The organism is Turicibacter sp. H121 (assembly GCF_001543345.1).
In the GTDB taxonomy this organism is placed as follows: Bacteria; Bacillota_I; Bacilli_A; order MOL361; family Turicibacteraceae; genus Turicibacter; species Turicibacter bilis.
Window position 1 is genome coordinate 853,488 of record NZ_CP013476.1, and the last position, 19,510, is coordinate 872,997.

Genomic DNA, 19,510 nt, shown 5'->3' on the forward strand with positions numbered 1-19,510 from the left:
ACCGGAGTCATTCTTGGATAAGTTCCCTCGGAGCGATTGCCGCACAAGCCTGACCGAAGCAGCGGAAACCCGGAAAGTGCCTTATTTCAAGGGCTTTCGAGCCTCCTATGTAGTTTTCCTTGACATCAAGACTACCGTCTCAACGTGACTTGTTTGTGGGAACATATCGACTGGCTGAACGACTTCTAGATTATATCCACCATCAATTAAGATTTTTAAGTCACGAGCTAATGTTGATGAATCACATGATACATAAACGATACGTTTTGGTTTCGCTTCTAACATAGTATCAAGTAATGTTTTATCGCATCCTTTACGAGGTGGATCGACAACGATGACATCTGGAATAATACCATTTTCAATCCACATTGGAATTACATCTTCTGATTTTCCAACGGCGAATTGCGCATTATCAAAGCCATTCAACTTTGCATTCATCTTCGCATCTTCAATGGCTTCAGGAATAATCTCAACGCCATAAACTTCTTTAGCATGTTGTGCTAAAAATAACGTGATTGTTCCAATTCCACAATAGGCATCGAATACGACTTCATTTCCTGTTAATCCTGCAAATTCTACTGCTTTTGAATATAACGTTTCAGTTTGTACTGGATTTACTTGATAGAATGAACGTGGTGAAATCGCAAATCGAATTCCATTCATTTCATCATAAATATATGGCTCTCCATATAAAATCTTTGTTTCATCTCCGAAAATAACATTTGTTACTTTTGGATTGATGTTCTGAGCAATACTGTTAATTTGTGGATACTTGTTGACTAAAGTTTTAATCACAGTATCAATGTTCGGAATAGTTTTTGTACGAGTAACAAGTGTTACCATGATTTCGCCTGTCTTGAATCCAACACGAACAATAACATGGCGTAACACTCCTAAATTTAATGACTCATTATAAGGATCAATATTTAAATCACGACATAACTCACGCATGGTATCCACAATTTGATCTGAAATATCCGTTTGAATTAAACACGACTTCATATTCGTAATCTCATGACTACGTTTTTGATAAAATCCTGCTACCACTTCACCATTAGCATAACCAAATGGTACTTGTGTTTTATTACGGTAACGACTTGGATTTTTCATTCCAATGGTCGGTAATACATTTGCATCTTCAATATGCCCAATACGTTTTAATTGGTTAACCACTGTATCATGCTTCATTTGAAGCTGTCCTTCATAACTTAAATGTTGAACTTGGCAACCACCACATTGTTTATAAATACCACATGCAGGCTCGACACGTTCAGGACTTGTCACAAAATAATCAACGGCGCGTCCGAACGCGTATGTCTTTTTAACAAGTGTCACTTTCATATTAATCTCTTCGCCAACTAGCGCATTTGATACGAAAATTGGGAATCCATCCACACGTGCTACACCTAATCCATCGTGTGTTAAACTTTCAATTTTCACATCATAATATTCATTCTTTTGAACTGGTACTACTTTCTTCGCCATCATTTATCACCTATATATACAAAAAGTATTTTTACATTTTTAGTTATAGTATTAAAGTCTAACAATTACTGAGACTTCTATTTTAATTCTTCATAAGAAGAGGGAGACTATTAGTCTCCCCATCCTTTATTGCCATTCAAATGTTTCTGTTGTTGTATCGTAAGCACCCCAGCTTGGATAAGGTGAAATATTTGTTGGTTTAATCGATTGATCCACCTCTAAATACGGAATTTCACCTAATTCTTCTTCTTCCTCAGCTGTTAATGGTGTTAAAGCATCGATACGTGCTTGAAATGCTGCTTTCTCCTCAGGATATCGTGCTTCATACTGACCAGTCTTTTCATTATAGTCCTTCGGCATGACATTAATATTATTTTGAGCACGCTCAATATTTTTTGCAGTTGGATATTTCTCTGCTTGCGCGACAATTCTTTCTACAATATCAAGACGATGTTCTTTATAATAAGCTAATTCCTCTTCACGATTTGTCTCCACTAATGTTTTAATATCACCTGATGAAACAACAAGTTGTACGGTGTAACCATTAGCAACATCCCCTGCTTGTGCTAAAAACTCAGTTGCTGCTGCTTCGGCGGCAGCACGTGCCGTCTCCACATCAACTCCATCATTAACGCGTACATCAAAATAGACAACTGGTCCTTGAACCGTCACTTTTATTTCTTTTACACCTGATTGGCTTGCACCTACTTGTTCAGCGTTAGAAATCATCGAATCAGTAATAGGTTGCAAGTTCTCGGTACGATAACCGTAAATCGACTGCCCCGCAACCTTTAGAGGATCTAAGTAAAAATATTTTAAAACATTATAACCGAATAAGACCGTTACAACTGCCAAAACTCCGATATAGCTATATAAAACAACTTGCTTTTTCGTTACATTACGTTTTTTGCTTGGTTTCTTAGCTTCTTCATTTGCCATACAGTCACTTCCTTTACTGTTGTTCATTCACTTTAAGTATCCTCTATTATACCATTAAAACCTCATAAATCCTAGTCTATTAGCATTCTGCAAAATGTTTCGCAAGCCCGCCTTGAGCTGTTTCACGATATTTTGCCATTAAATCATGCCCCGTTTCTTTCATCGTTTGCATCACTTGATCTAATGTAATCGTATGATAACCATCTGTTAACATCGCATATTTTGCAGCATCATACGCACGTTTTGCTGCAACAGCATTACGTTCAATACATGGTACTTGTACATATCCATATACAGGGTCACATGTCATTCCTAAATGATGTTCAAGCCCGATTTCTGCTGAATATTCACAATGTAAGTTAGATGCTCCTTTTAAGAATGCGACAGCTGCCGCTGCCATTGAACAAGCCGATCCCACTTCACCTTGACATCCAACTTCTGCCCCTGAGATAGAGGCATTTGTTTTGATTAAATCCCCTACAAGTCCTGCCACAGCTAACGCGTCAACTAATTGCTCATCACTGTATCCTTCACGTTCTTGTAAAGCAAATAAAACACCTGGTAAAACACCAGAAGCTCCACACGTTGGAGCGGTAACTACCACATCTCCACACGCATTTTGCTCTGAAACTGCTAAAGCATACGCATAAATTAAAATAGATAAATCTTCTGGATTTGCTTTTGCTTGTTCAAAGAATTGTTTCGCACGGCGTGGATAATTTAACTTTCCTGGTAACGTTCCTTCTGAAACTAATCCATTCATTAAACTTTCACGCATCACAGCTAAAATCTCTTCTAAATAAGGTTTAATATCTGCTTCATAAGCATAAACATAATCAGCTAATGTCCAGTTCTTTTCTTTGCACACGTCTAATACTTCATTCATCGTTGTATTTGGGTAAACACTCTCAACCTCATCACGAGCTTGGCCTTCTTCAATAATCGATCCTCCACCTACTGAATAAACCGTCCATGTTCCGATTTCTTCATTCGCTTCATTATAAGCAATGAACTGCATTGCATTTGGATGGAAGGGACGGAAATCTTCTGGACGCCATGTAATCTTTACTGGCTTTGGATCCATTGTCTTAATAATAATATAATCCGTTAAATGTCCCTCACCTGTTGCAGCTAAACTTCCATATAATACAGCCTCATAAGACGTCGCTTCAGGATAACGTCCCATAAATACTTTTGCTGCACGAGCAGGTCCCATCGTATGTGAACTAGATGGCCCATTTCCTACTTTATATAACTCACGTAAACTTTCCATAGATTTATCTCATTCCTTATCTTTAGTGACTCATTGCCACATTTATCTTCCTATTAACTCTATTATAAGCCTAACTCAATTTTTAATTCAAGCATTGCATCACGAAGTGTTGCTGCTGTTTCAAAGTCAAGCGCTTTTGCCGCTTCCTTCATTTCATTTTCAAGTTTTTGCATTAACTTTTCTTTATCTTTACGAGACATTTTCTTATCATACTTCGCCTCTTTTTCAACCACTTCAGTTGCACGGATCACATCTCGCACATCTTTGCGAACAGTCATTGGAATAATATCATGCTCTTCATTATATTTCTCCTGAATTTCACGACGACGAGCTGTTTCATCAATTGCACGTTGCATCGATCCAGTTACTTTATCTGCATATAAAATAACACGTCCTTCTGCATTACGAGCCGCACGACCAATGGTCTGGATAAGTGAACGATCACTACGTAAGAACCCTTCTTTATCTGCATCTAAAATAGCAACCAGTGAAACTTCTGGAATATCTAATCCTTCACGTAATAGGTTGATTCCAACTAAAACATCATACGTTCCCACACGTAAATCACGAATAATTTCGATACGTTCTAGCGTCTTAATCTCAGAATGTAAATAAGCTACTTTAATCCCTAATTCTTTTAAATAATTCGTTAATTCTTCTGACATCTTAATCGTTAAGGTCGTAATTAAGACACGCTCATTTTTCTCGATACGTTTATAAATTTCACCCACTAAGTGATCAATTTGTCCACGACTTGGATGTAACTCGATCACTGGATCAAGTAATCCCGTTGGACGAATAATTTGCTCAATCACTTGATCAGTACGTTCTAATTCGTAATCACCTGGCGTTGCTGATACATAAATGGCCTGATGAATTTTGTCTTCAAACTCATTGAATTGTAGTGGCCGATTATCTAAAGCTGAAGGCAAACGGAATCCATGATTCACAAGTGTTTCTTTTCGCGCACGATCCCCGTTATACATTCCTCTTACCTGTGGAAGTGTCACGTGTGATTCATCTGCAACTAATAACCAGTCATCAGGGAAGAAATCAAGTAAACAGTATGGCGTTGCTCCACGCTCACGTAAAGAAAGGGGTCCTGAATAATTCTCGACACCTGAACAGAATCCCATTTCTGCCATCATTTCTAAATCATAACGTGTACGTTGTTCAATACGTTGAGCCTCTAATAATTTACCTTCTGACTCAAAGTATTTAACCTGCTCCTCTAACTCATCTTCGATATTTTTAAGGGCAATTTTCATACGTTCTTCACCCGTCACGAAGTGAGAGGCTGGGAAAATAACGACGTGTTTACGTTCACTTAACACTTCACCAGTTAACGTATCAATCTCACGAATACGATCAACTTCCTCACCAAAGAACTCTATGCGAATTGCATTCTTTTCTGTGGCAATCGGTAAGATTTCAACAATATCTCCTCGTACACGGAAGGTTCCACGATGAAAATCAATGTCATTACGTTGATATTGAATACGAACTAACTCATTTAATAGATCATTTCGTTCCATCTCCATTCCAACACGAATAGAAACCATCATCTTTTTATATTCTTCTGGATCCCCAATCCCGTAAATACATGAAACAGAAGCCACGACAATCACATCATTACGTTCAAGAAGTGCTGCAGTCGCTGAGTGACGTAACTTATCAATTTCATCATTCGTCTTTGCATCTTTTTCAATAAACGTATCCGATGATGGGACGTACGCTTCAGGTTGATAATAATCATAGTAACTGACAAAATATTCAACCGCATTATTTGGGAAAAACTCTTTTAACTCACTATACAATTGTCCCGCCAACGTTTTATTATGCGCTAAGACTAAGGTTGGCTTATTCACTGCTTGAACAACATTAGCAATCGTGAATGTTTTCCCTGTCCCTGTTGCTCCTAATAAAACTTGCTCTTTAACACCATTATTTATATTATGAACTAATTCATCAATCGCCTTTGGTTGATCACCTGAAGGCGCATACTTAGAAACAATCTGAAACTTACCATTTGTCATTAAATGTCACCTCACATTAAATCCATTATATCATATCTAAAAATCCACCGCTATCTACTTAACCGCTGACCTTTTTCTTGTCAATTTAGACAATAAGATTTGCGCTAAAAGAAACCATTCCTCACTTACTATGAACCATTCTTAAAGAATTCATCATAATAAAAATAGGAAGATTTATCATCTTCCTATTTTTATTATTGCTGCAACATACCAATTGCTTTTTGAAGTTGAGTATCATACTGCTTATCACGAATTTTTTCTCGTAATGCTAATGTTAATTCGCTCGCTGTTTTATTATCAATTACACCTGTTGCATCAATACTATGATCCACTTGGAATTCTTTCACCGCTGACACAGTTGATTCATCAAAGTATCCATCGGTTCTTCCAACGTTATAACCTAATGTTTTTAAAATATTTTGAGCATTTTTAATAGCTGTATCTACCATGTCAAATTCAAGTGGTGCTCCGTCTGTTAAATAAACTTGATAATAGTAATAAAATTCTGGTGCTTCTACCTCAATCGTTGGTGTTACCCCTTGTTCATTAATCCAATTTCCATCTGGTGTCTTCCACACTTGAGTTGTAATTTTTAAAGAAGAATGATCATCTAATGGCATCGAAACTTGGACAGTCCCTTTTCCATAAGACGTCGTTCCAATGACATCATATTTGCCAGCCTCTTTCATCGCAGCGGCAAAAATTTCTGAAGCTGAAGCACTACCTTCATTAATTAGCGTCACAACAGGATAATCTTTTCCTTCACTTGTTGTTTTGTATGTTGTTCCACTACCATCACGAGATTCAATTGTTGTAATCACTTGATCAGGTGGAAGGATATAGTCAACCATCTCGACTACACTTGTTAAATAACCACCTGAATTATTTCTTAAATCGACGATTAAAGAAGTCATTCCTTCTTCTTCTAAAGCTTCAATCGCTTGCTTAAATTCATTCGCCGTATTTTCTCCAAAAGTTGAAATTTGAAGATATCCAATTAAGTCTTCCCCAGCTGGAATTAATTCTGATTTAACCGTTTCTTGATCAATCGCTTGTCTTGTCACTTCAATAGAAATTAACTCAGGATTATCGTTGCGTTGAATTCCGAGGATCACTGTTGATCCAACAGGACCTTTAATTTTACTCGTTACCTCTTGTAAATTTTGACCGACTACATTTTCTCCATCCACCTCAACGACTAAATCATTTGCTAAAATTCCAGCTTCATCTGCCGGTGAATCAGGAAATGGCGATACAATCATTGTATACCCATTAACATTCGTTACTTCGCATCCAATCCCTGAATAAGTCTCTTCTAAGTGCTCAACAAAATTTTCATAATCTGTCATCGTAAAATATGTTGAATGAGGATCACCTAAAGCATCAATCATTCCTGAAATCGCTCCGTCAATTAAAGATTGGCTGTCACCTTCATAAAAATAATGATATGTCTTTAATGCTTCATATACTTGGTTAATTGAAGCTGTCTCCCCATAATTAGCTGGTGAAACAATAGTTTGATCTGGACTTTTAGCTGGAAATACTAAAGATAGTAATAATGTAACAACAGCTCCTAAACAAAAGCTTCCCACAAGTTGCAATACTCTCTTACGCTTCATGCAATCACTCCTTTTAATTGAATATCTTCTATACCCTTTATATCATTTCCTAACGATACCAAAAAATGTAGACTTTATAGGATTATCTCTATTTTATCAATTTTTATTTTCTTTGTCATGATTATAAAATGGAATAAATTAGTTTATATTGTGGTTATTTGATATAATCACTTAATTTCATAAACAATAAAAAAAAGACATGTTATAACATGTCTTTTTTCTACTACCATGATGATGGGAAACTGATATAGTTTCTTGGATTAACAGCGTATGGATAATTATAATATCCTTCATAAACCTCAAAATGTAAATGAGCTCCAAAAGAATTACCTGTGTTCCCCATTGTACCTAACTGTGTTCCTCTTGATACTTGTTGTCCAACAGATACATATGGAGCTGAATGCATATGTGCATAAACTGTTGTCAAAATCTGTCCATTAACGTTATGTGTAATCATAACATGGTTTCCATAGGCACTATGCCAGCCTGCACGAATAACCGTTCCCGCCTGTGCAGCATAAACAGGGGTTGATGTATCACCATAGTTTGCTAAGTCAATTCCTGTATGATTTGGATAACACATGAATTCACAGCTCACATATCCTGTTGCTAATGGAATCATAAATCCAGTTCCACTAATGACACCACCGCTACTAGATGAACCTCCACTTGAAACAGGAGGAGGTGGCGTTTGCTCTAGAATTTTCTTTTGTTCTTCAGCAATAGAGATAATCTCAGCTGCCGATAAACGTTCACTTTCTAATTGTTGCATTTGTTTTGCTAATTCTTGTTTTTGTTGTTCTAACTTTTCTTGATAAGCTGTTAGAGTCTCACGCTCTACTTCTAAACTAGCTTTATTCTCAGCAAGCTCTTGCTTTTGAACCTTTAAAGTAGCCAGCATCGCTTGTTGTTGACTCACTAATAAACTTAGCTCATCCATTGATTCTGCATCACTTTCTGCAAAGTGATTAACAACACGTAATCGACGAATAAAATCAACGATGCTATCTGATTCAGATAAGACTTGCAAAATAGTATTTCCTCGAGATAAACGTTGTGAAACACGCATACGTTCTGCAACAACTTCTTTAAGCTCTTTAATATCATTTTCTAATTTTTTGATTTCATTTTCACTATTTTTGATTTCATTTTCTTTAATTGATATTTTCTTTTCAAATTCAGAAATAGCAGTTTCTGTTTCAGAGATTTTTTGGATCGTTGTACCCATATCTCCTTCTACAATATCAATCTCTTTTTGAACAGCAGCCTCTTTACTTTTTAAATCAGAAATCTGACTTTGCGCCTCACTAATAATGTCATTACACTCTTGTTTAGTCGAACATGTAGTAGCTGCATCTACCGTAAAAGAAAACTTTGGAATTAAGCTAAGCATTAGAGCCAAACTTAACATTGTAAAAATCTTTTTTGACATATTTATTCCCTCCCTTACCTTAATGAATTAGATTTTTAATGAATATTTAATAACTGCAAAGAAACTTCCCAATAAACTAACAATAATTGATAGAATTCCTATTAAAACACCTAATTCATAAACTGTTGGGAACGGTGCTGTCATTTGAAGCATCGGAATAACTAAAACGCCTCCGAATAATTCATATAAAAATTGGTAACCATAAATCGTAAATAAGATAGGACCTACAGCCCCTAAAATACCAATAATGAAACCTTCAATTAAGAATGGGACTGTAACATGTGAAACTGATGCTCCAACTAATTTCATAATTTTCAATTCATTTTTACGTGCATAAATAGTTAATTTAATTGTATTTTGGATTAAGAATACAGCTAAGATTAATAAAATAACAACAATCCATGAGAATGACTTACGAATAATATTTGTAATATTAGAAAAAGCTGCTAACGATGATTCTTCACCATAATCCACATAATCAACACCATCAATCTCTTTAACGACTTTAGCCACTTCATCCACATTTTTCACATCATCTGCAGCTACAACTACTGAATCTCGTAACGGATTTTCATCACTTGTATTTTCAAAGAAAGTAGCTAACTCTGGATCATCTTCACCAATACGATTAATAAAATCCGTATACTCTTCTTCTTTTGTCGTATGAATAATATCTGCTACGTGCTCTTGCGATTTCATTAAATCAATTGCAGCAGCAATTTGTTCTTCTGTTGCTTCTTTTGAGAACTCAACAAAAATTTTAATTTCACTTTCTACTTGCTCAGTAAAATTACTCGTATTATGAGTAAATAATACGAATAATGAACATAAACTTAAAGTTAAGGTTAAGGTAATGACTGATGAAAGTGACATGAATAAGTTATTCCAAATATTTTTAAATCCGTCTCGGATATAACGGAAAAATTGTCTAATTAGTTTCATAGTAACCTTTCACCTCATCACTAAAAATTGTTCCATGATCAATTGTTATCACACGGCAATCTTGCTCAAAGATTAGCTCATGATCATGAGTTGCCATAATAATCGTTTTTCCTTCATCGTTTAATTTCTTTAAAATATTAACGATTTGAGTTGAATTTTCTGGATCTAAGTTTCCAGTTGGCTCATCGGCAATAATAATATCTGGATTATTCGCAATGGCACGGGCAATTGCCACACGTTGCTGTTCTCCCCCTGATAATTGATTAGGATAAAAACGCATTTTATTCGTTAATCCAACTAATTCAATAGCTGCTACTGCTTTTGCACGAACCTCTTTACTCGGCAATCCAATGGCTTCTAAAGCAAAAGCAACATTTTGATAAACCGTCATTTTCTGCAATAATTTAAAATCTTGGAATACGACACCAATTTGACGACGTAACTTTGGTACTTTAAAGCGGTTAAGTTTACTCACATTAAGTCCCTTAACCATAATTTGACCACCCGTAGATTTTTCTTGACGATTAATCATTTTTAAAAATGATGATTTCCCTGCCCCACTCGGCCCAATCACGAACAAGAACTCTCCCGGCTCAATTTGAATATTTATATTATGAAGCCCAATAACTCCATTTGCGTACTTTTTACTGACATTTGTAAACTCAATCATAATCTCCCCACCTATCTCTAGACGTCTTTTCTCATTATAACATATCTGCCAGATAGTTTCTTTTTTAATCTGGCAATTACCAACAAATACTAACGTTTTTTACGTATATTTTTCAATAATCTTTCATTAACATTTTAACATAATCAATTTTATATTAATAGAAAATGTCGAACAAAACAGGCTATCAAAGCCTTAAACTAATGACTTTTTACATTCTTTACACATTATAAAGTTTTTCTAAACCCAAAAAAGAGGAAAATCTCGTAAAAGATTCTCCTCTTTTTTATTACGCTGGATAAACTAAATTAGCTTCTGTGATTTGGTTTAATGTATTTTCTAAGAAGGCCTTAGCTTCATATTTCGCCATTGGTAAATTCATATCTAAATAATTTCCACAATCGCGCGCACTTGCACCTGGAACGTCACCTTCATAATTCGCAACAAATTCAAAGGTTTCTTTAACTAAATCTACAATCTCTTCTGATTTTAGATCGCCTTTTAAAATTAAATAGAACCCTGTACGACATCCCATTGGTCCAAAATAAATAGTCTGATCTGCTGCTGTTTCATGATTACGTAAAAATGTTGCAGCTAAATGTTCAATCGTATGAATTTCAGCAGTATTCATAACTGGTTCACGATTCGGTAATTTTGTACGAATATCAAATGTTGTTACGATTTCTTGTCCTATGACATCTTGGCGTGAAACATAAATTCCACGTAATAAATCATCATGATTAACTGTAAAACTAGGAATCTTTTTCATATCTCCTTCACTCCTTTTACTCACTACTTATATTTAAATTCATTATACATGTAATCTGTGTATCTTTCTATCTATAGCATGAGTTATCCACAAACTTCCACCGTTAGATACTATGTCTTAAATAAGCATCAATAAATCCATCTAAATCGCCATCCATAACACCTTGGACATTCCCGACCTCATATGATGTGCGATGATCTTTAACTAATGAGTACGGATGGAAAACATATGAGCGAATCTGACTTCCCCACCCAATCTCTTTAACTTCACCACGGATTTTTGCTAACTCCGCTTCTTGTTCCTCTAACTTACGTTGATATAACTTAGATTTTAACATCTCCATCGCAGCCTCACGGTTTTTAATCTGTGAACGTTGGTTTTGGCATGTAACAATCGTATTCGTTGGTAAATGCGTAATACGTACCGCTGAATCAGTTGTATTAATGTGCTGACCACCTGCTCCACTTGCGCGGTACGTATCAATTTTTAAATCTTCAGCACGAATTTCGATATCAATATCTCCTGAGAATTCAGGCATGACATCACAAGAACAGAATGACGTATGACGACGCCCCCCCGAATCAAATGGAGAAATACGAACTAAACGATGTACGCCACGCTCGGCTTTAAAATAACCAAATGCATTTGTTCCTTTAATTTTGATTGTTACGCTTTTAATTCCAGCCTCTTCACCTACTAGATAATCTAAAACTTCTACTTTAAACCCTTTACGTTCAGCATAACGCGTATACATACGATATAACATTTCAGCCCAGTCTTGTGATTCTGTTCCACCCGCACCTGGATGTAGTTCTAAAATAGCATTGTTTGCATCATATGGACCACTTAATAAAATTTCTAATTCAAACTTATTTAACTTCTCACTGACTTCGCTAATCTGTGATTCAAGTTCAACTTGTAAGTCCTCATCGGGTTCTTCTAAAATTAACTCAAAAGCAACGGCTAAATCTTCTACTTCACCTTCTAAAGTATAGAATGTATTAACTTTATCTTTGATTGCATTGGCTGCATTAATAACTTCTTGAGCTTTACGTTGATCATCCCAAAAACCTACCGCTTGCATCTTTGCATCATACTCTTTAATCTCAGCTTCTTTTTGCTCAACATTTAAAGATTCTTTAAATTGAGAGATACGTTCAGACATTTTCTTGATTTCTGTTCTTATTTCATGAATTTCCATCTCTGTCACCACTTCTTTATATCAATTTTCATGTTTTTAAAATTGTTATCATAAACGCAAAACAAGTGCAAAAGATTATCATTATGATATCCTTGAACGATATAAGAAGCAGTAATTTTTTTACACTGTAAAAAATGTTACTGCTTCTATAATTAGCCTATATTTATGATATTTTAAGACTATTAATTTGATCGACTCTATATTGAATAATGATCTATTTTTATATAGAAAACAAAAGTTTTTTCATCTGTTTCAATCACACTTAGTTCCCAAGTCCTTTTGAGACTAAGACCAACTATAGTAGCGATGAATCACCTAGCAGTTTTGCTCGCAAAATAATTCTCCATTACTAAGGGTTAAAAGTTTTTATCCTATGAAAAACTCATTACAACTTATCTATAGAATCGCCTACTATTAATAGTTTATGGTAAAAGTAGATAATTATTAATTATCATTTCCACAACATTGTTTATATTTCTTCCCGCTTCCACATGGACACTCATCATTACGTCCTACTTTTTCAGTTGTACGTGTGACAGGGCGTTTTTTCTCTTCTTTTCCACTATTCGTCGCGGTTGGTTTAGCCACTTCTTCACGTTGTAAGTTTTGACGAATTTCTGCGCGTAAGATATAACGTGTTACATCATCTTCAATACGCTCAATTAAACGATTAAACATTTCAAATCCTTCACTTTGATATTCATGTAATGGATTGATTTGACCATACGAACGTAAATAGATTCCTTGGCGTAATGCATCCATGGCATCAATATGGTTCATCCAGTGCGTATCAACGACACGTAAAACAATAACTTTTTGGAATTCATGGAAGATTGAAGAGTCAATAGATTGCTCTTTTTGACGGTAATCATCTTTAACAAGATTAGCAATGTACTCAATCATTTCAGCCTCTGTTTTTCCTTCAAGTGCTGATAATTCTACTTTATTCACTGGGAATAAGTTCGTATTTAAGTAATTTAATAATCCTTCATAATTATATTCAGGAGCATCTTTTTGTTTTGAATCTTGTGCTTCTCCTACTGAATAAGTATGAACTAAGCGTGTTACTGAAGAGTCAATCATACCAAAGATAACATCTGTTAAATCTTCCGTTTCTAAAATATCTTGACGTTGTCCATAAATGACTTCACGTTGACGACGGATGACATCATCATATTCGAGTAAGTTTTTACGCATATCGTAGTTGTTACCTTCTACACGTTTTTGTGCTGATTCAACCGCTTTAGTAACCATTTTACTTTCAATTGGCTCATTTTCATCCATGCCTAATTTATCAACCATCGTATGCATACGATCAGAACCGAAACGACGCATTAATTCATCCTGGAATGATAAGTAGAAGCGTGTATATCCTGGATCTCCTTGACGTCCAGAACGTCCACGTAACTGATTATCAATACGACGTGATTCATGACGCTCTGTCCCAATAACGGCTAATCCACCTAAAGCCTTCACTTCATCTGTTAACTTGATGTCTGTCCCACGACCAGCCATATTTGTCGCAATTGTAACAGCACCCTTTTTACCAGCATCCATGATAATCTCAGCTTCACGCTCATGGTTCTTCGCATTTAAGACGTTATGCGGAATACCTTTACGTTTTAATAATTGTGAGATATATTCCGATGTTTCAACGGCTACTGTCCCTAATAAAACAGGTTGTCCTTGTTTATGACGCTCAATAACATCATTAACAACCGCGTTAAACTTCGCATTCATATCTTTATAAACTAAATCTGGTGCATCTTGACGAGCAATTGGACGGTTGGTTGGAATCTCAACAACCATCATATTATAAATATTACGGAATTCTTCTTCTTCTGTTTTAGCTGTCCCTGTCATTCCTGATAATTTACTATATAAACGGAATAAATTTTGGAATGTAATTGTTGCTAATGTTGATGTTTCTTGCTTAATCGATACCCCTTCTTTTGCTTGAATTGCTTGGTGAAGACCTTCAGAATAAGCACGACCCTTCATTAAACGTCCTGTAAATTGATCAACAATTACCACTTCATCGTCTTGAATGACGTAGTCTACGTCACGAGCCATCACATAGTTTGCTTTTAAAGCATTATTGATATGGTGTAATAAGACAGCATGTTTAATATCGTATAAGTTCTCAATACGGAATGTGCGTTCTGCCTTTTCAATTCCGCCTTCATTTAATTGAATATTTTTTGTTTTAATATCGATGTTATAATCTTCTTCATCTTTTAATGTTTTAACAAAACGGTCAGCATGCACGTATAAGTTGGCTGTACGTTTTTGTCCCCCTGAGATAATTAATGGCGTACGGGCTTCATCGATTAAAATTGAATCAACCTCATCGACAATGGCATAATTTAATTTACGTTGTACCATTTGTTTTGCATATAGCACCATATGATCACGTAAATAATCGAATCCTAATTCATTATTCGTTGAATATGTGATATCACATGCATATTGTTTCTTCTTCTCTTCAGACGGCATCCCTGCTAAGTTTAAACCAACTGTTAATCCAAGCCAACGATATAATTCACCCATTTCACGAGCATCACGACTGGCTAAATATTCATTGACTGTGATAATATGTACCCCTTTACCTTCTAAGGCATTTAAGTAAGCTGGCATCGTTGAAGTTAAAGTTTTACCCTCACCTGTTCTCATCTCAGCGATGTTCCCGCCGTGTAAAGCAATCCCCCCGATAATTTGTACTTTATATGGTTTCATACCAAGTACACGAGTTGATGCTTCACGAACAACAGCAAATGCTTCAACTAATAAATCATCTAGCGTTTCCCCTTTTTCAATTCTCTCTTTGAACTCTAGCGTTTTATTTTGAAGTTGCTCATCTGTTAACCCTTGCATATGTGGTTCTAAAGCAATTACTTCATCTGCTAATTTATCAGCACGTTTTAATACTTTCACACTTGGATCTAACATTTTCTTAATTGCTGAAATCATCATCATCGCTCCTTGTCTATCGTTAACTAACCTATGCTAGCTAATACTCTGTTTATTAACATAATGTTACCACTTTTGAATAAACATGTACACAAAAAATCCCCATATGGACATAATGTTACCTAATTTTTGTCACCTTCCTCTTTTGAAAGATGAACTTCAAGTCTTTATTCCAACGAAAACCGATCACACTTATTCCAAACTTCCCTTTATTTCTAGCACATTTGCTTCCGATATAAAAGGCTACCTCTAACTAGAGACAGCCCTCAAATGAATGCAGATAGATTTTTAAATACACACTAAAGAGACTATCCTCAGATAGTCCCTTCTAATAATCATCAATTAGTTATTTGTTTCAATAACAGCATATTTACCATCGTTACGACGATATACCACACAAACAGCATCAACCGCCATATCGCGATAAACATAAAAATCATGTCCTAATAACTCTAATTGCATAATGGCTTCTTCAACGTCCATTGGTTTTAAATGAACATTTTTCACTTTATAAGGGACCTCATCCTCTTCATTATAAACCTCTGGTGTATCATCAATCGTAATGAAGTAATTACTAATTCCTTCACGCTCACGGATTTTTTTATTCGCCTTCGTTTTATGACGACGGATTTGACGTTCTAACTTATCTACAACTAAATCAATCGCTGCATATAAATCATCACTCGCTTCCTCAGCACGTAAGATAAATTGATTACCTGGAATAGTGACCTCTACTTTTTGAATCACATCATAGATTTTAATGTAGACGCGAGCCTCTAAATCTTGGTTCGTAGGTAAGAATCGTTGTAAACTTCCCACTTTTTCCTCGATATAATTTCTAATTGCATCCGTTACGTTGAAACGATTAGCTCCCCTGATTTGAATTCTCATTAGAATCACTCCTATCTATCTGATGTACCTTTATTATAATATAAACCCCAGCAAAAAGAAAGCGGTTTCCGTTTTTTGTCGAACATAAAACTGTTACATAAAACGGATTATAAACTTCTTTGTCGAACTCCTTCTTTATTAAAAAGAGATTTATATCATTTTAATCAAAATTAGTGAATTCTATACCTCTAAAACGGTTATAAATTTTTAATAAATTCTGATGGTCTCATTTGAAATGTTATCTAACGAAACAAAAATCAATTGAAGTTTCTCTCTTTCTTGCTTGGATAATCGTTTCTCTACCTGCTCTAATAAAATATCCATTCATGGATAAGGGCCCGGTGATACAGGATTTAAAATCATAATATGAGATTTTAATTTTAATTGTCTCTTAATCTCTTGATAATATGCCGAAATAAATAATTGAACTAAAATGAGATCTCCTTTTTTCAATCGCTCTACAACTTCAGTCATCCATTCATTTTGTTCAAATAAACAAGGTCCCTTCTTCCTAACCAAGTATTGTTGACAAGTCGCACAAATGATTGGCGGTTCAAGCGCTAACAACTCTTGAAATCGGTTAATAACGATAAATTGATAACAAACTAGACATCTCATATTTTGGCTCCTCTTTTAATAAATGTTGCTTCCATGCGCTTTGATTCATTCGCTTAATTTGTTCACGCGCGGCATCCATCGCTTCTGTAATTCCATAATGAAAGAAAATAATCTCTCCATGTGGATACTTAGGATTTCTACCGACACGTCCACTGATTTGTACTAAGGCACTTTCTTCATAAACTTCATGTTCAGCACAAAAAATAGCCACATCAATATCAGCAATCGTCACACCACGCTCTAGAATCATCGTTGTAATTAAAAACTGCCCTTCTCCCTCTTTAAATGCTTTTACTTTTGAAATTCTCTGCTCATCACTTGAATAAACGAAGGCAACTTCTAATTTCAGCAGCTTTTTTAATACCTGTTGAAGAAAATGCCCCGCTTCAATCGTTGGAACGAATAAAAGGGCTCGCCGATTAGTCGCAAGTTTTTTTCTCATCCAACGTAAAACAGCGTTAGGAAGACGCCCTTTCTTCAAAGCTTTCTCAAGATTCCCTGCCCATTGAAATTTGGGAATGTCAAGCGAATATAAATGATACCTTGCAGGAATGAGACAACATTTCAAAGCCCCCTTCTTAATCGCTATTTGATCCGCTTTTGATGGTGTTGCAGATAAATAAATCGTAGCACAGGTTGGTTTACAAGCTTTCTTTGCTAGCCGTGGTAGCATCTCATCAAATGTATATGGAAAAGCATCTACCTCATCGATAATCAACAAATCAAATGCTTGATAAAAACGAATCAATTGATGAGTTGTACTAATCACAATATCCCCATAATCCATTTTTTCATCAGAGTGACCATGCAGTCCAATCACCAACGCATACGGAAAGGCTTGTTTAAGTCGAGGTACCAACTCGATGACCACATCAGCTCTTGGAATCGCCCAACAAACTCGTTTTTGTTGCTGTAAAGCAAGAGCAATCGTTTCAAACATCATTTCTGTTTTACCAGCCCCACACACCGCCCAAATAATTCCAGTTTCTCCTTTTTTTAGAATATTTTTAGCGAAATCTGAGGCTCTTTGTTGAAGTGAAGAGAGTTTAAAATCTAAATTTAATACGTGAGCATTTTGTGTTATTTTTGCAGGCATTAATGACCGATATAAATAATGACAGTTATCTACCATTTTAAAATCTAAACATTGGCGACAGTAGGTAATCAATTGTCCCTTGTAAATAAACGTACCAAACCATTCATCTGATTGATTCAAACAGCGCTCACAAGTTTTATTATGAATACCTATCACCTTTACGACGTCCTTTTCCTGAACCAATCCTTGCTCATGAAGTCGTAAATATTCTTCCTCTGTCCATTCTCGTCCACTGATATCAAACATAAAAATCACCTCTAACATCAATTACGCTAGAGGTGTTGGATTTCTTTTATTTAATTTTTTCAACATGACAGCGAGGCAATAGAGATTTATAATCAGATTCAATCACATGAGCTGTCTCAAAAGTCATAGCATTCGCACTCGATAAAGCAATTGCTTTTTTTAACATCTCTTCCGGCTGGTCACCTTCTGCGAAAGAGATACACATTGAAGCCACAACGGTATCACCGCATCCAAGAGTGCTCTTAACTTCAACTTCTGGTGCCTTTCCTTTCCAAGCACCTTGTTCTGAGACTAACATTGCACCTTCTTTTCCTAATGAAATGAGAACATATTCAATCCCTTGTCGACAAATTTCTTGAGCAAACTCAATCATTTGATCTTGAGTCGCAGATTTAACTCCCATTAGTTCAAGCATTTCATCTTGATTCGGTTTAATTAAACATGGTTTTTGTTCAATAGCGACTTTCAATAAAGATCCTGATGTATCTACAATAACCTTATCACAGTAGTTTTTACAAAGTTGAATAAGTTTAGTGAAGTAATCTTCATCAACTCCTCGAGGTGCGCTCCCACAAATCGCAACAACTGTACTTTTTTTGGATAACTCTTCTACCTTATGTAAGAGTTGAGTTAATTCACTTGTTTCAATTTTAGGACCTTTTTCAAGTAACTCAGTACGTTTTCCTTTTGTATCAAATAATTGAATATTTGTGCGTGTTGTGCCTTTAATATTAATAAAATGATCATTAATTTTTTCATCTTGAAAACATTTTTTAAAAATAGGTGCCACTATTCCGCCTAAAAAACCAGTGGCATTTACTTCGCAATTAAAATCTCGTAATACTTTTGCCACATCAATTCCTTTTCCAGCCGCAGAAGTACTTAAAATCTCAGCACGATTCGTTTCACCAATATTGATAGCATCAATCTGCATTAACTTATCTAATGCGGGATTTAATGTTATAGTCGTAATCATCGGTTAATTCACACTCCTCTATTTATAAATAACATAATTATTCTTATAGATTTACTATGTCTATCATTAGTCTATTGCTATTTAGTATATTCAATTTTTTCTTATTCATTTACAAAAAAAAACCACCAGTAGAACTGGTGGTTTTCTCTGCGGCTAAAAGCCTATTTCACCGGCCTAGGCCTGAAAGGCCTTCTGAATTTCTTAACTTCTGCACCACATTCTCCGTTAATCCTCAAAGGATTTCTAGTCTCCTCTCTTAATTTCATCTTTTCAACTACCTATTTACACCTACGCTTATCATTTACATCTTCTTTGTCTCTTTAAGACCTACTTTTTTTCATCTCCACATA

General features: G+C 35.5%; 15 protein-coding genes. All 15 read right to left on the reverse strand.

The genetic code is table 11. The features are described 5' to 3' along the window. Nucleotides 1-105: 105 nt before the first annotated feature. A complete protein-coding gene (rlmD, locus tag AT726_RS04140; RefSeq protein WP_068759124.1) occupies nt 106-1,485 on the reverse strand; it encodes a 23S rRNA (uracil(1939)-C(5))-methyltransferase RlmD in 1,380 nt (459 codons plus the stop codon). A gap of 126 nt (nt 1,486-1,611) precedes the next feature. Continuing rightward, entirely contained in the window at nt 1,612-2,424 is an 813-nt protein-coding gene (locus AT726_RS04145) for a hypothetical protein (RefSeq protein ID WP_068759125.1), read from the reverse strand. A 79-nt stretch (nt 2,425-2,503) separates the two neighbouring features. Next, nucleotides 2,504-3,697, reverse strand: coding sequence for an L-serine ammonia-lyase, iron-sulfur-dependent, subunit alpha (locus AT726_RS04150; RefSeq protein WP_055305989.1), 1,194 nt, complete (start codon nt 3,695-3,697; stop codon nt 2,504-2,506). A gap of 62 nt (nt 3,698-3,759) precedes the next feature. Beyond that, complete coding sequence (gene uvrB, locus AT726_RS04155) at nt 3,760-5,733, reverse strand: excinuclease ABC subunit UvrB (RefSeq protein WP_055242722.1); 1,974 nt, start codon at nt 5,731-5,733, stop codon at nt 3,760-3,762. 194 nt (nt 5,734-5,927) lie between these two features. Next, the gene (locus tag AT726_RS04160) at nt 5,928-7,352 is read right to left on the reverse strand and encodes a S41 family peptidase (RefSeq protein WP_068759126.1); all 1,425 of its coding nucleotides are present in this window, start codon (nt 7,350-7,352) and stop codon (nt 5,928-5,930) included. Between the two features lie 223 nt (nt 7,353-7,575). Then, nucleotides 7,576-8,784: a murein hydrolase activator EnvC family protein gene (locus AT726_RS04165; RefSeq protein ID WP_055275152.1), complete on the reverse strand. Its 1,209-nt coding sequence runs from the start codon at nt 8,782-8,784 to the stop codon at nt 7,576-7,578. Nucleotides 8,785-8,811: 27 nt separating this feature from the next. Continuing rightward, entirely contained in the window at nt 8,812-9,726 is a 915-nt protein-coding gene (ftsX, locus tag AT726_RS04170) for a permease-like cell division protein FtsX (RefSeq protein ID WP_068759127.1), read from the reverse strand. Further along, nucleotides 9,713-10,396: a cell division ATP-binding protein FtsE gene (gene ftsE, locus AT726_RS04175; protein ID WP_055275154.1), complete on the reverse strand. Its 684-nt coding sequence runs from the start codon at nt 10,394-10,396 to the stop codon at nt 9,713-9,715. Before ftsE ends, ftsX begins: the two co-directional genes overlap by 14 nt. 286 nt (nt 10,397-10,682) lie before the next feature. Next, nucleotides 10,683-11,162, reverse strand: coding sequence for an S-ribosylhomocysteine lyase (locus tag AT726_RS04180; RefSeq protein ID WP_055242735.1), 480 nt, complete (start codon nt 11,160-11,162; stop codon nt 10,683-10,685). Between the two features lie 103 nt (nt 11,163-11,265). Further along, nucleotides 11,266-12,363: a peptide chain release factor 2 gene (gene prfB, locus AT726_RS04185; protein WP_070100325.1), complete on the reverse strand. Its 1,098-nt coding sequence runs from the start codon at nt 12,361-12,363 to the stop codon at nt 11,266-11,268. 444 nt (nt 12,364-12,807) lie between these two features. Next, a complete protein-coding gene (gene secA / locus AT726_RS04190; RefSeq protein WP_082704877.1) occupies nt 12,808-15,336 on the reverse strand; it encodes a preprotein translocase subunit SecA in 2,529 nt (842 codons plus the stop codon). A 339-nt stretch (nt 15,337-15,675) separates the two neighbouring features. Then, entirely contained in the window at nt 15,676-16,224 is a 549-nt protein-coding gene (hpf, locus tag AT726_RS04195; protein ID WP_055275157.1) for a ribosome hibernation-promoting factor, HPF/YfiA family, read from the reverse strand. Between the two features lie 324 nt (nt 16,225-16,548). Beyond that, the gene (locus AT726_RS04200; RefSeq protein ID WP_055275159.1) at nt 16,549-16,842 is read right to left on the reverse strand and encodes a hypothetical protein; all 294 of its coding nucleotides are present in this window, start codon (nt 16,840-16,842) and stop codon (nt 16,549-16,551) included. Then, a complete protein-coding gene (locus tag AT726_RS04205; protein WP_068759129.1) occupies nt 16,805-18,184 on the reverse strand; it encodes a DEAD/DEAH box helicase in 1,380 nt (459 codons plus the stop codon). The genes AT726_RS04200 and AT726_RS04205 overlap by 38 nt, the downstream gene beginning before the upstream one ends. A gap of 46 nt (nt 18,185-18,230) precedes the next feature. Beyond that, on the reverse strand, nt 18,231-19,160 hold the full coding sequence (pfkB, locus tag AT726_RS04210) for a 1-phosphofructokinase (RefSeq protein ID WP_068759130.1): 930 nt from the start codon (nt 19,158-19,160) through the stop codon (nt 18,231-18,233). Nucleotides 19,161-19,510: the final 350 nt, after the last annotated feature.